Annotated in this window: 15 protein-coding genes; 12 read left to right on the top strand and 3 right to left on the bottom strand. The window is 59.0% G+C overall.

The annotated features are described in order from the left end of the window. Positions 1–19: 19 nt before the first annotated feature. A complete protein-coding gene (locus tag FBX99_RS02000) occupies positions 20–520 on the top strand; it encodes a methylated-DNA--[protein]-cysteine S-methyltransferase (protein WP_145130474.1) in 501 nt (166 codons plus the stop codon). Positions 521–614: 94 nt separating this feature from the next. Here FBX99_RS02000 and FBX99_RS01995 read toward each other — a convergent pair whose 3' ends face one another. Continuing rightward, positions 615–1,049 (bottom strand): YhcB family protein, encoded by a 435-nt coding sequence (locus FBX99_RS01995; protein WP_144927655.1) that lies wholly within the window; start codon positions 1,047–1,049, stop codon positions 615–617. Between the two features lie 148 nt (positions 1,050–1,197). On the opposite strand from FBX99_RS01995, the gene FBX99_RS01990 reads away from it, so the two are divergent. From FBX99_RS01990 to zapE, 3 genes are all read left to right on the top strand, one after another. Continuing rightward, positions 1,198–1,827: an alpha/beta hydrolase gene (locus FBX99_RS01990; RefSeq protein WP_144927839.1), complete on the top strand. Its 630-nt coding sequence runs from the start codon at positions 1,198–1,200 to the stop codon at positions 1,825–1,827. A gap of 24 nt (positions 1,828–1,851) precedes the next feature. Continuing rightward, the gene (locus tag FBX99_RS01985) at positions 1,852–3,207 is read left to right on the top strand and encodes a tryptophan--tRNA ligase (protein ID WP_144927657.1); all 1,356 of its coding nucleotides are present in this window, start codon (positions 1,852–1,854) and stop codon (positions 3,205–3,207) included. A 90-nt stretch (positions 3,208–3,297) separates the two neighbouring features. Beyond that, positions 3,298–4,392 carry a cell division protein ZapE gene (gene zapE, locus FBX99_RS01980; RefSeq protein WP_144927659.1) on the top strand — a complete coding sequence of 365 codons (1,095 nt, stop codon included), beginning with the start codon at positions 3,298–3,300 and terminating at the stop codon, positions 4,390–4,392. Positions 4,393–4,545: 153 nt separating this feature from the next. Here the strand turns inward: zapE and FBX99_RS01975 are convergent, their stop codons facing one another. Next, positions 4,546–5,442: a GlxA family transcriptional regulator gene (locus tag FBX99_RS01975; protein WP_178111836.1), complete on the bottom strand. Its 897-nt coding sequence runs from the start codon at positions 5,440–5,442 to the stop codon at positions 4,546–4,548. A 242-nt stretch (positions 5,443–5,684) separates the two neighbouring features. On the opposite strand from FBX99_RS01975, the gene FBX99_RS01970 reads away from it, so the two are divergent. Then, positions 5,685–6,821: an acyl-CoA dehydrogenase family protein gene (locus FBX99_RS01970; RefSeq protein WP_144927663.1), complete on the top strand. Its 1,137-nt coding sequence runs from the start codon at positions 5,685–5,687 to the stop codon at positions 6,819–6,821. A 133-nt stretch (positions 6,822–6,954) separates the two neighbouring features. On the opposite strand, the gene FBX99_RS01965 is transcribed toward FBX99_RS01970, so the two are convergent. Next, positions 6,955–7,995 (bottom strand): NADP(H)-dependent aldo-keto reductase, encoded by a 1,041-nt coding sequence (locus tag FBX99_RS01965; RefSeq protein ID WP_144927665.1) that lies wholly within the window; start codon positions 7,993–7,995, stop codon positions 6,955–6,957. A 246-nt stretch (positions 7,996–8,241) separates the two neighbouring features. On the opposite strand from FBX99_RS01965, the gene rplM reads away from it, so the two are divergent. The 7 genes from rplM (at position 8,242) to FBX99_RS01930 (ending at position 13,117) form a co-directional block, all read left to right on the top strand. Then, complete coding sequence (gene rplM / locus FBX99_RS01960; RefSeq protein WP_024781110.1) at positions 8,242–8,670, top strand: 50S ribosomal protein L13; 429 nt, start codon at positions 8,242–8,244, stop codon at positions 8,668–8,670. A 14-nt stretch (positions 8,671–8,684) separates the two neighbouring features. Continuing rightward, on the top strand, positions 8,685–9,077 hold the full coding sequence (gene rpsI / locus FBX99_RS01955; protein WP_003228056.1) for a 30S ribosomal protein S9: 393 nt from the start codon (positions 8,685–8,687) through the stop codon (positions 9,075–9,077). A 257-nt stretch (positions 9,078–9,334) separates the two neighbouring features. Beyond that, complete coding sequence (gene petA, locus FBX99_RS01950) at positions 9,335–9,928, top strand: ubiquinol-cytochrome c reductase iron-sulfur subunit (protein ID WP_144927668.1); 594 nt, start codon at positions 9,335–9,337, stop codon at positions 9,926–9,928. Continuing rightward, the gene (locus tag FBX99_RS01945; RefSeq protein WP_047701362.1) at positions 9,928–11,139 is read left to right on the top strand and encodes a cytochrome bc complex cytochrome b subunit; all 1,212 of its coding nucleotides are present in this window, start codon (positions 9,928–9,930) and stop codon (positions 11,137–11,139) included. The genes petA and FBX99_RS01945 overlap by 1 nt, the downstream gene beginning before the upstream one ends. Further along, the gene (locus FBX99_RS01940) at positions 11,139–11,921 is read left to right on the top strand and encodes a cytochrome c1 (protein ID WP_041020584.1); all 783 of its coding nucleotides are present in this window, start codon (positions 11,139–11,141) and stop codon (positions 11,919–11,921) included. Before FBX99_RS01945 ends, FBX99_RS01940 begins: the two co-directional genes overlap by 1 nt. A 148-nt stretch (positions 11,922–12,069) precedes the next feature. Then, the gene (locus FBX99_RS01935) at positions 12,070–12,687 is read left to right on the top strand and encodes a glutathione S-transferase N-terminal domain-containing protein (protein ID WP_144927671.1); all 618 of its coding nucleotides are present in this window, start codon (positions 12,070–12,072) and stop codon (positions 12,685–12,687) included. Between the two features lie 16 nt (positions 12,688–12,703). Next, the gene (locus FBX99_RS01930; protein ID WP_041020582.1) at positions 12,704–13,117 is read left to right on the top strand and encodes a ClpXP protease specificity-enhancing factor; all 414 of its coding nucleotides are present in this window, start codon (positions 12,704–12,706) and stop codon (positions 13,115–13,117) included. Positions 13,118–13,646 lie beyond the last annotated feature (529 nt).

Here is a 13,646-nt window from a genome sequence, read left to right as displayed (position 1 = left end):
CCCGTAAAGGAAGGACTCGATGTTACCCCGGTACAAAACCATCCAATCTCCGGTCGGCCAACTGATCCTCGTCGCCCGGGACGCAAGACTCGCCGCCATCCTGTGGGAAAACGAGCGACTCAACCGTGTGCGCCTGGGGCCCTTGGAGGAAGACATCCATCATCCGGTGCTCCAGGAAACCGAGCGTCAACTGATGGAATATTTCGCCGGCCAGCGGCGCCGTTTCGAGCTGGAACTGGACTTCGCCGGCACTGATTTCCAGAAACGGGTCTGGCAGGCATTGCTGACCATTCCCTTCGGCGAGACCCGCAGTTACCGCGACATTGCCATCCAGATCGGCCAGCCGACCGCTGTTCGGGCGGTGGGCGCAGCCAACGGCCGGAATCCCATTTCGATCATTGCTCCGTGCCACCGCGTCATCGGTACTTCCGGCAACCTCACCGGTTTCGCCGGCGGGCTGGCAGCCAAGCAATTGCTGCTTAGCCTCGAAGGTCAGCAGAGCCTTCAATTGGCGTTCTGACCTCAACGGACAGGCCTCACCGACGGAAAACCTGTGCCCATGAAAAAGCCCGCCCGATCACAGGATCGGGCGGGCTTCAGGTGTGGCTTGCAGCTTACTTTTTCAAACCGTAATGCTCATCGAGCATGCCGGGCGAATTCGGGGTCTTGGGCGCGTAGTCCCGAGGTGGCTCCTGGTCCCTTGGTGGGGTCAGGCGTTCCCGTGGAGCCTGCGCCGAGTCGGCGTGCAGGGCGGCCAGCAGGCGCTGGCGAGTCTGTTCGTCCAGGGCCAGGCGATTGGCGCCCTCGGACAAATGATCCTGAACATCCTGGTAGCTCTGGGTGAGTTTCTTCACCAGAGAAGCGGTGGCGTTGAAGTGGGTGACCACCTCATTCTGATAACTGTCGAAACGTTCCTGAATGTCGTCCAGCTGACGTTGCGTGCTGTTGGGCACCGCGTTGGGCAGCAGTCGGGCAAGCAGGAATCCAATGGCGACACCGGCAACCAGGGCAAGAGTCGGCAACAACCAAACTAAGAGCGAGTGTTCCACGAGTCCTTCCTCTATAAACGGCTTTGCTTTACGTTAACGGCTCGGACCTGCGCTGTATACCGCGAAGAACATCGCAATCATGCCAGGCACAGACTTTTAGCTAGACGAGTCGACCCTATTCGGGGTCACGGAGTTCTTTCCCTTGCTTATGCGCGAAACCCCTGTAGTCATCGAAGGCCCGGTGGGCCAACTGGAAGCCTTGTACCTGGACAGCGAGGCGCCCCGTGGCCTGGCGCTGATCTGCCACCCGAACCCGGTGCAGGGCGGGACCATGCTCAATAAGGTGGTCTCGACCCTGCAACGCACAGCCCGGGATGCCGGCCTGGTCACATTGCGTTTCAATTATCGTGGTGTAGGCGCGAGTGCCGGTAGCCATGACATGGGGACTGGTGAAGTAGACGACGCCGAGGCTGCCGCAGCGTGGCTGCGGGAAAAACACCCGCAACTGCCCTTGAGCCTCTTCGGGTTTTCCTTCGGCGGTTTCGTCGCTGCCAGCCTGGGTGGGCGGCTCGAAGCCCAGGAGCAATCGCTCAAGCACCTGTTCATGGTGGCCCCGGCGGTGATGCGCCTGGACGATCAGTCGCCTTTGGCGATGCGTGGCGAATTGACGGTGATCCAACCGGAAAATGATGAAGTCGTCGATCCCCAACTGGTCTACGATTGGTCCGATGCGCTCCAACGTCCCCATGAGCTGCTGAAAGTGGCAGAATGCGGGCACTTTTTTCATGGCAAGCTGACCGATCTCAAGGATCTGCTCCTGCCGCGTCTTTCGAATTGACAGCAGTCTGACAAGCGATAATCCATGACGACTCGTACCCGTATCCTGACCGGTATCACCACCACTGGCACACCGCACCTGGGCAACTACGCCGGCGCCATCCGCCCGGCGATTCTCGCCAGCCGCGACAGCAATGCCGATTCGTTCTACTTCCTGGCCGACTACCACGCCCTGATCAAATGCGATGACCCGCTACGCATCCAGCGTTCGCGCCTGGAAATCGCCGCGACCTGGCTGGCCGGCGGCCTGGACGTGGACCGCGTGACCTTTTATCGCCAGTCCGATATCCCCGAGATCCCGGAACTGACCTGGCTGCTGACCTGCGTCGCCGCCAAGGGCCTGCTCAATCGCGCCCATGCCTACAAGGCGTCGGTGGACAAGAACGTCGAGACCGGCGAAGACCCGGATGCCGGCATCACCATGGGCCTGTACAGCTACCCGGTACTGATGGCCGCTGACATCCTGATGTTCAATGCCCACAAGGTGCCGGTCGGTCGCGACCAGATCCAGCACGTGGAAATGGCCCGGGATATCGGCCAGCGCTTCAACCACCTGTTTGGCCAGGGCAAGGAGTTTTTCACCATGCCCGAAGCGCTGATCGAAGAAAGCGTCGCCACGCTGCCGGGGCTCGATGGCCGCAAGATGTCCAAGAGCTACGACAACACCATTCCGTTGTTCAGCAGCGCCAAGGACATGAAGGACGCGATTTCGCGGATCGTCACCGACTCCCGTGCCCCGGGCGAAGCGAAGGATCCGGATAACTCGCACCTGTTCACGCTGTTCCAGGCCTTCGCCACCCCGGCCCAGTCAGCCGAATTCCGCAGCGAGCTGTTGCAGGGCCTGGGTTGGGGCGAAGCGAAGAATCGTCTGTTCCAGTTGCTCGACAGCGAGCTGGGTGAAGCCCGCGAGCGTTATCACCAGTTGATCGAGCGTCCGTCGGACCTCGAAGACATCCTGCAGTTGGGCGCGAAAAAAGCCCGCGCGGTGGCGACGCCGTTCCTCAACGAACTGCGTGAAGCCGTTGGCCTGCGTTCGTTCGTCAGCCAGGTCCAGGTGGCGGCCAGCACGAAGAAGAAAGCTGCCAAGGCTGCGCGCTTCGTCAGCTTTCGCGAAGAGGACGGCAGTTTCCGCTTCCGGCTATTGTCAGCGGATGGAGAAGAACTGCTCTTGTCGAGTCGTTTTGAAGATGGCAAGACGGCTGGTCGAGTGACCAAAGTCCTGCAACTTGGCGAAGTGTATGAAGTACACAGTGAAGAACGTGGCTTTCGTGTCTGGATGCTCGGTGAGTATATAGGTGAAAGCCCGGTATTCGCCGACAGTGCGGCAAGGGACGCTGCTATTGAGGCGCTGCACACTGCGCTGAAGCCAGCCCAGGAATAAATCAGCGGCACGACTCGGATAAGGGCCGATTGCCATTCCTGCGGGCCGTCGCTACAGTGACGGCCCGTTTTTGTTGCCTTGCTAACGAATATGACCCCCCTAGAACGATATCAAGCTGATCTGAAACGCCCGGAGTTCTTCCACGACGCAGCCCAGGAAACGGCAGTGCGGCATTTGCAGCGCCTGTACGACGACCTGATCGCCGCGTCGAACAACAAGCCGGGCTTGTTGGGAAAACTGTTCGGCAAGAAGGAACTGGCCCCGGTCAAGGGCCTGTACTTCTGGGGTGGCGTCGGCCGTGGCAAGACCTACCTGGTGGATACCTTCTTCGAGGCGCTGCCGTTCAAGGAAAAGACCCGCACGCACTTCCACCGCTTCATGAAGCGCGTGCACGAAGAGATGAAGACCCTGGGGGGCGAGAAGAACCCATTGACCATCATCGCCAAGCGTTTCGCCAATGAAACGCGGGTGATCTGCTTCGATGAATTTTTCGTGTCCGACATCACCGACGCCATGATCCTTGGCACCTTGATGGAAGAGCTGTTCAAGAACGGCGTGACCCTGGTCGCCACGTCGAACATCGTACCGGACGGCTTGTACAAGGATGGCCTGCAACGGGCGCGCTTCCTGCCGGCCATTGCGTTGATCAAGGAACACACCGAAATCGTCAACGTCGACAGCGGCGTCGACTATCGTCTGCGCCATCTCGAACAGGCGGAGCTGTTCCATTACCCTCTGGATGCCGCTGCCGAGGAAAGCCTGCGCAAGAGCTTCCGCGCCCTGACCCCGGAATGCACCCAGGCGGTCGAAAACGATGTGCTGATGATCGAGAATCGCGAGATTCGCGCCATCCGCACCTGCGACGATGTGGCCTGGTTCGATTTCCGTGAGCTGTGCGACGGCCCTCGCAGCCAGAACGACTACATCGAGCTGGGCAAGATTTTTCATGCCGTGCTGCTCAGCGGCGTTGAGCAAATGAGCGTCACCACCGACGACATCGCCCGTCGCTTCATCAACATGGTGGACGAGTTCTACGACCGTAACGTGAAGCTGATCATCTCGGCCGAAGTCGAACTCAAGGACCTCTACACCGGTGGTCGCCTGACGTTCGAATTCCAGCGCACGCTGAGTCGTCTGTTGGAAATGCAGTCCCACGAGTTCCTGTCGCGGGCGCATAAGCCGTAAGCGTTTCTAAACATAAAGGCCTGCATATGCAGGCCTTTATGTTTGTGGGAGCGGGCTTGCTCGCGAAAGCGGTTTGTCAGGCAATACATGTGTGGCTGATACACCGCTTTCGCGAGCAAGCCCGCTCCCACAGAGGGTTGCGTTCAGCTCCTTTCACGCCGCCTGCTGAAATTGCTGCCGATACTGGTTCGGCGACAGGTCGGTGTGCTGCCGGAACAGCCGTGCAAAGAAGCTCGCATCGTCGTAGCCCACTTCGTAGCTGATGGTCTTGATGCTCTTGCGGCTGCCGGACAGCAGGCCCTTGGCGGTTTCGATGCGCAGTCGCTGCAGGTAATGCAGTGGTTTGTCACCGGTGGCGGTTTGGAAGCGGCGCATGAAATTGCGAATGCTCATGCCGTGTTCCCGGGCGACGTCTTCGAAACGGAATTTGTCGGCGAAATGTTCTTCGAGCCAGTGCTGGATCTGCAGGATGATCACGTCCTGATGGAGTTTCTGCCCGCCGAAACCGATCCTGCCCGGCGAATAATTGCGCTGCACTTCATACAGGATATCCCGTGCCACGCCCTGGGCGATGTTGGCGCCGCAGAAGCGTTCGATGAGGTAAATGTAGAGGTCGCACACCGAGGTCGTGCCGCCGGCGCAGAACAGATTGTCGGCGTCGGTCAGGTGCTTGTCCTGATTAAGGTGTACCTGGGGAAAGCGCTCCCTGAAGGCGTTGAAAAAGCGCCAGTAGGTGGTGGCTTCCTTGCCATCGAGCAACCCGGCTTCGGCCAGCCAGAACACGCCCGTGGCTTCGCCGCACAGCACGGCGCCGCGAGCGTGCTGTTCCCGCAGCCAGGGCAGGACCTGGGGATAGCGTTGGCAGAGGGTGGGGAAGTCATCCCAGAAGGCCGGCAGGATAATCACATCGGTATTTTCCAGGCCGCCATCCACCGGCATGATCACTTCGCTGAAGCTGTTCACCGGTTTGCCGTCGGGGCTGACCAGGCGGATTTCGAACGCCGGTGTCAGGCCTTGGCCCAGTTGCTTGCCGTAGCGCAGGCTGGCCAGGTGGAAGAAGTCCTTGGCCTGCATGAGGGTGAAAGCGAAAACCCGGTCGACTGCCAGGATGCTGACGCGCCGCAAGGGCGTGGAGGAATGCATAGACATGATTTCATCTTGTTTTTATAGGGGAAAGTGGTCACCAGACGGCTGGATCGTCTTATTTTTTGTCGGATGTGTCCAGTGTCCGATGGTACCTCCCGGGCTTAGGCTCTCGGATGACCCCGCCCAACAATAAGCAAAGGTGCGCCATGATCCCGAGAACCCTGTTCAGTCCCGAGCACGAATTGTTTCGCGACAGCGTGCGAACGTTCCTGGAAAAGGAGGCCGTGCCGTACCACAGTCAGTGGGAAAAACAGGGGCATGTCGATCGCCGGCTCTGGAACAAGGCGGGGGAGGCGGGGATGCTGTGTTCGCATCTGCCGCAAGCCTATGGCGGGCTCGATGCGGATTTCCTCTACAGTACGGTGGTAATCGAGGAGATCGGCCGCCTGGGGCTGACGGGCATCGGCTTCTCACTGCATTCGGATATCGTTGCGCCGTACATCCTGCATTATGGCAGCGAAGTGTTGAAGCATAAGTACCTGCCGAAACTGGTCTCCGGCGAAATGGTCACGGCCATCGCCATGACCGAACCCGGCGCCGGTTCTGACCTGCAAGGGGTGAAAACCACCGCGGTACTGGACGGCGATGAATACGTCATCAACGGTTCGAAGACCTTCATCACCAATGGTTTTCTCGCCGACCTGGTGATCGTGGTCGCCAAGACCGATCCGAAAGCCGGCGCCAAGGGCACCAGCCTGTTCCTGGTGGAGGCGGGCACGCCTGGTTTTGAAAAGGGCAAGCGCCTGGAAAAAGTCGGAATGAAGGCCCAGGACACGTCGGAGTTGTTTTTCCAGGATGTCCGCGTGCCCAAGGGAAATCTGCTTGGGCAGGCTGGGGCGGGTTTCGCCTACCTGATGCAGGAGCTACCCCAGGAACGCCTGACCGTCGCGATTGGCGGCCTGGCCTCGGCCGAAGCGGCGTTGCAATGGACCTTGGACTACACCCGCGACCGCAAGGCGTTCGGCAAATCCATCGCGGATTTCCAGAACACTCGCTTCAAGCTGGCGGAGATGGCAACCGAGATCCAGATCGGCCGGGTTTTCGTCGACCGCTGCCTGGAGCTCCACCTGCAAGGCAAGCTCGACGTGCCGACGGCGGCGATGGCCAAGTACTGGGGCACGGACCTGCAATGCAAGGTGCTCGACGAATGCGTGCAGTTGCATGGCGGCTACGGCTTCATGTGGGAGTATCCGATTGCCCGGGCATGGGCGGATGCCCGGGTGCAGCGGATCTATGCGGGGACCAATGAAATCATGAAGGAGATCATTGCGCGGTCGCTTTGATCCAGGGTGAATTCAAGATCGTCTTCGTGAGCAAGCCCGCTCCCACAGGAATCCGTGTCGATCACAAAAAGAGTGTTCAGACGCAAATTCCCTGTGGGAGCGGGCTTGCTCGCGAAGACTTTTTACCGGCCGATCAAGGCGCAGGGTTCGGATGATCCTTGTGAATCGCCTCGATCCCCGCCAGCACTTCGTCCGACAGCTTCAGGTCGAAGCTGGCAATGTTGCTGTCCAGTTGCTCCAGCGTCGTGGCGCCGATGATGTTACTGGTCACGAACGGTTGTTGTGTGACGAACGCCAGGGCCATCTGCGCCGGGTCCAGGCCATGTTCGCGGGCCAGCGCCACATAACGGCTGCACGCCGCTTCCGACTGTGGATTGAAGTAGCGCATGAAGCGGCTATAGAGCGTCAGGCGGCCCTTGGCCGGCCGTGCGCCGTCTTCATATTTACCCGACAGGAAGCCGAACGCCAGCGGTGAGTAGGCCAGCAGCCCGCACTGTTCGCGAAGGGCGACTTCCGCCAGGCCGATCTCGAAGCTGCGGTTGAGCAGGTTGTACGGGTTCTGGATCGACACCGCTCGCGGCCAGCCCCGGGCCTCGGCCAGGGCGAGGAATTTCATGGTGCCCCACGGCGTCTCGTTGGACAGGCCGATATGGCGGATCTTGCCGGCCCGGACCTGTTCGTCGAGGGCCTCGAGGGTTTCTTCCAGTGGGGTGAACGCTTCATCGGTCTTGTGCTTGTAGCCCAGTTGCCCGAAGAAATTGGTGCTGCGTTCCGGCCAGTGCAACTGGTAGAGATCGATCCAGTCGGTCTGCAGGCGCTTGAGGCTGGCGTCCAGGGCTTCGACGATGTGCCGGCGGTTGTGCTTGAGCTGCTTGTCGCGGATGTAGTCGATGGTGTTGCCGGGGCCAGCGATCTTGCTCGCCAGGATCCAGTCGGCACGGTCGCCACGGCTCTTGAAATAGTTGCCGATGTAGCGCTCGGTGGTGGCATAAGTCTCGGCCTTGGGTGGGACCGGATACATCTCGGCGGTGTCGAGGAAATTGATGCCGGCGCCCTTGGCGCGCTCGATCTGGGCGAAAGCCTCGGCCTCACTGTTCTGCTCGCCCCAGGTCATGGTTCCGAGGCACAGGGCGCTCACGTTCAGATCGGTACGGCCTAGCTGGCGATAGTCCATCGGGGGGCTCCTTGGGCAAAACAATCATAAAAGCAGGTTGAAATATTTTTCGCAATCTGCATAATTGCGCACCTCTTTCTGCAGTGGAAGTGATGCCCCGCCGCCGAAGAATCTTGCCGTTGAACGGACGCGCCGACCCGAGCCCCCGAAAGCGTCTGTATCCGGCTGCCTTTGACTTGTCAAAGTACGCACTATTCAGTAAGATCCGCCGTCTAATTTACAGGGCGGCCCCTGAGGCTATAAAGAATGAAAACTTTTACTGCTAAACCGGAAACAGTACAGCGCGACTGGTTCGTCGTCGACGCTGCTGGTCAGACCCTGGGTCGTCTGGCCACCGAAATCGCGAGCCGTCTGCGTGGCAAGCACAAGCCTGAGTACACCCCTCATGTTGACACCGGTGACTACATCGTCGTGATCAACGCTGAGCAAGTACGTGTTACTGGCGCTAAAACCACTGACAAAATGTACTACTCCCACTCCGGTTTTCCGGGCGGCATCAAGTCGATCAACTTTGAAAAGCTGATCGCCAAGGCCCCTGAGCGCGTGATCGAGACCGCGGTTAAAGGCATGCTGCCTAAGAACCCGCTGGGTCGCGACATGTATCGTAAGCTGAAGGTTTATGCGGGCGCTGCTCACCCTCATACTGCTCAGCAGCCCCAAGAACTGAAGTTTTAACGGAATAGTTCATTATGTCGGCGACTCAAAATTACGGCACTGGCCGTCGCAAGACTGCAACCGCACGCGTTTTCCTGCGTCCGGGCACTGGTAACATCTCCATCAACAACCGCTCCCTGGATAACTTCTTCGGCCGCGAAACTGCCCGCATGGTAGTTCGTCAGCCGCTGGAACTGACCGAGACCGTCGAAAAATTCGACATCTACGTCACCGTTATCGGTGGTGGTGTAAGTGGCCAGGCTGGCGCAATCCGCCACGGTATCACTCGCGCCCTGATGGACTACGACGAAACCCTGCGTAGCGCCCTGCGCAAAGCTGGCTTCGTGACTCGCGACGCTCGCGAAGTTGAACGTAAGAAAGTCGGTCTGCGTAAAGCGCGTAAGCGTCCGCAGTACTCGAAGCGTTAATTTCGCTTCCGCTTTCAAAAGGCGCCCAGTTTCCTCACGGAGCTGGGCGTTTTTTTATGTGCGAAATAAATGCTCTGTGACAACTTGCCACATTCGTAGAGCCCCTATACTACAAGGCTTGGCGGTACAGCCGCTTGGTAATTACCTTGTCAGAATTGGGGGTTTTCATTACCATTCGGCAAAATTTTTATAAGTTCAGATTTTTACTTAGTAGACGCCTGATCTAACAGGCCACAAAGCTGATGGGAGAGGACTGAATGAGCAATGACGGCGTGAATGCAGGCCGGCGTCGCTTCCTGGTAGCAGCCACATCCGTGGTGGGTGCTGCAGGAGCGGTGGGGGCTGCGGTCCCGTTCGTGGGGTCATGGTTTCCCAGTGCCAAGGCGAAAGCTGCAGGTGCACCGGTGAAAGTGAATATCAGCAAGATCGAGCCAGGCCAGCAGATGATTGCTGAATGGCGCGGCCAGCCGGTGTTCATCGTCCGCCGTACAGAGGAAATCCTGGGGAATCTGAAAAAGATCGAGGGCCAGCTGTCCGATCCCTCTTCCAAGAACTCGGTCCAACCGGAATATGTCAATCCAGAAACGCGTTCGATCAAGCCGGAAATCCTGCTGCTGATCGGGATCTGCACGCACCTGGGTTGCTCGCCCACGTTCCGTCCCGAAGTGGCCCCTGCCGATCTGGGCAAGGACTGGGTCGGTGGCTACTTCTGCCCTTGTCACGGCTCCCATTACGACCTGGCCGGTCGCGTCTACAAATCGCAACCTGCACCTCTGAACCTGCCAGTTCCCCCGCATTCCTATGAGACCGATGAGCTTATTATCATTGGCGTCGACACGGAGAAAGCGTGATGAGCAAATTCATGGATTGGGTTGATGCGCGCTTCCCCGCGACCAAGATGTGGGAAGACCATCTCAGCAAATATTACGCTCCGAAAAACTTCAACTTCTTCTACTTCTTTGGCTCCCTGGCGCTGCTCGTTCTGGTCAACCAGATCGTCACCGGTGTCTGGCTGACCATGAGCTACACCCCGTCGGCGGAAGAAGCATTCGCTTCCGTCGAATACATCATGCGCGACGTCGAGTACGGGTCGATCCTGCGCCTGCTGCACTCCACTGGCGCGTCGGCGTTCTTCATCGTGGTCTACCTGCACATGTTCCGTGGCCTGCTCTACGGTTCGTACCAGAAACCCCGTGAGCTGGTGTGGGTATTCGGCATGCTGATCTACCTGGCGCTGATGGCCGAAGCCTTCATGGGTTACCTGCTGCCTTGGGGCCAGATGTCCTACTGGGGCGCCCAGGTGATCATCTCGCTGTTCGGTGCGATCCCGGTCATCGGCAACGACCTGACCCAGTGGATCCGTGGTGACTACCTGATCTCGGGCATCACCCTGAACCGCTTCTTCGCCCTGCATGTGGTAGCCCTGCCGATCGTGATCCTCGGCCTGGTGGTGCTGCACATCCTGGCGCTGCACGAAGTCGGTTCGAACAACCCCGATGGTGTGGACATCAAGAAGCACAAGGACGAAAACGGTGTACCGCTGGATGGCATCGCCTTCCATCCGTACTACACCGTGAAAGATATCGTCGGCGTGGTGGTGTTCCTGTTCATCTTCTGCTCCATCGTGTTTTTCTTCCCTGAGATGGGCGGCTACTTCCTCGAGAAGCCGAACTTCGAACAGGCGAACGCCTTCAAGACGCCTGAGCACATTGCCCCGGTCTGGTACTTCACGCCGTTCTACGCCATTTTGCGGGCGATCCCGGACAAGTTGATGGGCGTTATCGCCATGGGCGCGGCCATCGCCGTGTTGTTCGTCCTGCCGTGGCTGGACCGCAGTCCCGTCAAGTCGATGCGCTACAAGGGCTGGCTGAGTAAGATCTGGCTGGTGGTGTTCTGCATCTCGTTCATGATCCTCGGTGTGCTGGGCGTATTGGCGCCGACACCGGAGCGTACGCTGCTCTCGCAGGTGTGCACCTTCCTGTACTTCGCCTACTTCATTCTGATGCCGTTCTATACCCGGCTCGAGAAGACAAAACCGGTTCCGGAAAGGGTGACTGGCTGATGAAAAAACTATTTGCTGTACTGATTCTTGCTGCCATGCCGGTCTTGTCCTTCGCGGCCGAACACGGTGGTCCGGAGTTGGAAAAAGTCGACATTGACGTTTCCGACAAAGCCGCCATGCAGGACGGCGCTCGTACGTTCGCCAACTACTGCATGGGTTGCCACAGTGCCAAGTTCCAGCGTTACGAGCGCGTGGCCGATGACCTGGGTATTCCCCATGAGCTGATGCTCGAGAAACTGGTGTTCACCGGCGCCAAGCTGGGCGACCACATGACCATCGGCATGCAGCCGGCGGACGCCAAGACCTGGTTCGGCGCTGCGCCGCCCGACCTGACCCTGGTGGCCCGTGTGCGCGGTACCGACTGGCTCTATGGCTACCTGCGTTCGTTCTATGAGGATCCTGCGCGTCCATGGGGCGTGAACAACAAGGTCTTCCCGAACGTCGGCATGCCGAACGTCCTGGTCGGCCTGCAGGGGCGTCAGGTGGTAGGCTGCAAACAGGTGCAGGTCGTCGAGCACGGCAAGAAGCAATACGATCCGTTGACCGGTACCGCGTTGACTCACGAAGCCTGTGATCAGTTGACCATCGTACCGAACAGCGGCACCTTGACCCCTGAGCAGTTCGACGAGAAGGTCAAGAATCTGGTGACCTTCCTGGCCTACTCGGCCAACCCGGTGAAGCTGCAACATCAGCGCATCGGTACGTATGTATTGCTGTACCTGGCGTTCTTCTTCGTATTCGCTTATCTGCTCAAGCGTGAATACTGGAAAGACGTACATTGATAAAGCTGTAAGCCGTTGTTGTTAATCGTGCGCGCCCAAGGGCGTCTCTGAAGGTGTAACGAACCTGGTCAGCCAGGTGTTACGGGAGACGCCCTCTGGGCGCGCTCGTTTTTCTTTTCTAAAATTTCAACAAGCGAGGAGGATCGCCATGGGCGTGACCAATCGGTTGGCCTGTTACTCCGACCCCGCCGACCACTATTCCCACCGGGTACGTATCGTACTGGCAGAAAAGGGTGTCAGCGCCGAGATCATCTACGTCGAGGCTGGTCGCCAGCCGCCGAAGCTGATCGAGGTGAACCCCTACGGCAGCCTGCCCACGCTGGTCGATCGTGACCTGGCATTGTGGGAGTCGACGGTGGTGATGGAATACCTGGATGAGCGTTATCCGCATCCGCCCTTGCTGCCGGTATACCCTGTGGCGCGTGCCAACAGCCGCTTGCTGATCCATCGCATCCAGCGTGACTGGTGCGGGTTGGTGGATCTGATCCTGGATCCGCGGACCAAGGAACCGGCACGGGTCGTGGCGCGCAAGGAGTTGCGTGAAAGCCTGACGGGCGTGTCGCCGCTGTTCACCGACAAGCCGTTTTTCCTCAGTGAGGAACAAAGTCTGGTGGATTGCTGCCTATTGCCCATACTCTGGCGTTTGCCGATTCTGGGTATCGAACTGCCGCGGCCCGCCAAGCCGCTGCTTGATTATATGGAGCGCCAATTTGCGCGTGAGACTTTCCAGGCGAGTCTGTCTGGCGTCGAACGCGACATGCGCTAAGGCTTAGGGAGCCGCTATGAACTCCAGTCGACCTTATCTGGTCCGCGCGCTCTACGAGTGGATTGTGGACAACGATTGCACCCCGCACATGCTGGTCAATGCCGAGTATCCATCGGTACAGGTGCCGCAGGGGTTTGCCAATGACGGGCAAATTGTCCTGAATGTTTCGCCGGCTGCGGTGCGCCATCTGCACATGGACAACGATGCCGTGAGCTTCGAAGGCCGCTTCGGCGGTGTGCCGCATACGCTGTATGTGCCTATCGCGTCGATCCTGGGGATTTATGCCCGGGAGAATGGCCAGGGCATGGTGTTTGAGCTGGAAGCGCCACTGGATGGCGAGGAAGAGTACGAGGTGGATGATGATCTGCCGCCACCGGATGATGAGCCGCCGCGGCCTAGTGGGCGGCCTAGTCTTAAGGTGGTGAAGTAGGGCTTGAGGTACATATCCATTCCTGCGGTAACGGCTGCTTACGGTTCCGCCCTGACGGCGGGTTACTTTTGGCAAACGCCGGAATGCCGGCCCAGCCCAAAGTAACCAAAAGGTCTGTGCCCCACCACTGGGCACCTCGCCAAGGCGAGGTGTTCCCTCACTCCGGCATTGCTCCGTGGGCCCGCCGCGAAGGGCCATCCATGGCCCAGCGCGGCTAACCCGGCATCCATGCCGGGTTGCCCACTACGCAACGCCTGCGTTCGGCCCTTGTGGTTAACGGGGCGTTCAAGATCAAAAGCCAAAGCCAAAGCCAAAGCCAAAGCCAAAGCCAAAGCCAAAGCGAGGCGGTCTTATAGCCGACCTGTCTCCCGGTCGTAACTACAATCCAACTGTGGGAGCGGGCTTGCTCGCGAAGAGGCCGTGCCAGTCGCCATAAGTATTGCTGACCCACCGCCTTCGCGAGCAAGCCCGCTCCCACAGAGATTTTCAGTAAACACAAAGCTTGTACCCACCTCAGATTCTTGTGGGA

The sequence above is a fragment of the Pseudomonas sp. SJZ074 genome, assembly GCF_007828215.1.
GTDB lineage: Bacteria > Pseudomonadota > Gammaproteobacteria > Pseudomonadales > Pseudomonadaceae > Aquipseudomonas.
Note: the sequence above shows the minus strand (reverse complement) of the source record. Positions and strands in the feature narration are given on the sequence as shown.

Coding starts and splice junctions, on each gene's coding strand:
- FBX99_RS02000 (WP_145130474.1), top strand. CDS start 20: ATGTTACCCCGGTACAAAACCATCCAATCTCCGGTCGGCCAACTGATC.
- FBX99_RS01990 (WP_144927839.1), top strand. CDS start 1,198: ATGCGCGAAACCCCTGTAGTCATCGAAGGCCCGGTGGGCCAACTGGAA.
- FBX99_RS01985 (WP_144927657.1), top strand. CDS start 1,852: ATGACGACTCGTACCCGTATCCTGACCGGTATCACCACCACTGGCACA.
- zapE (WP_144927659.1), top strand. CDS start 3,298: ATGACCCCCCTAGAACGATATCAAGCTGATCTGAAACGCCCGGAGTTC.
- FBX99_RS01970 (WP_144927663.1), top strand. CDS start 5,685: ATGATCCCGAGAACCCTGTTCAGTCCCGAGCACGAATTGTTTCGCGAC.
- FBX99_RS01965 (WP_144927665.1), bottom strand. CDS start 7,995: ATGGACTATCGCCAGCTAGGCCGTACCGATCTGAACGTGAGCGCCCTG.
- rplM (WP_024781110.1), top strand. CDS start 8,242: ATGAAAACTTTTACTGCTAAACCGGAAACAGTACAGCGCGACTGGTTC.
- rpsI (WP_003228056.1), top strand. CDS start 8,685: ATGTCGGCGACTCAAAATTACGGCACTGGCCGTCGCAAGACTGCAACC.
- petA (WP_144927668.1), top strand. CDS start 9,335: ATGAGCAATGACGGCGTGAATGCAGGCCGGCGTCGCTTCCTGGTAGCA.
- FBX99_RS01945 (WP_047701362.1), top strand. CDS start 9,928: ATGAGCAAATTCATGGATTGGGTTGATGCGCGCTTCCCCGCGACCAAG.
- FBX99_RS01940 (WP_041020584.1), top strand. CDS start 11,139: ATGAAAAAACTATTTGCTGTACTGATTCTTGCTGCCATGCCGGTCTTG.
- FBX99_RS01935 (WP_144927671.1), top strand. CDS start 12,070: ATGGGCGTGACCAATCGGTTGGCCTGTTACTCCGACCCCGCCGACCAC.
- FBX99_RS01930 (WP_041020582.1), top strand. CDS start 12,704: ATGAACTCCAGTCGACCTTATCTGGTCCGCGCGCTCTACGAGTGGATT.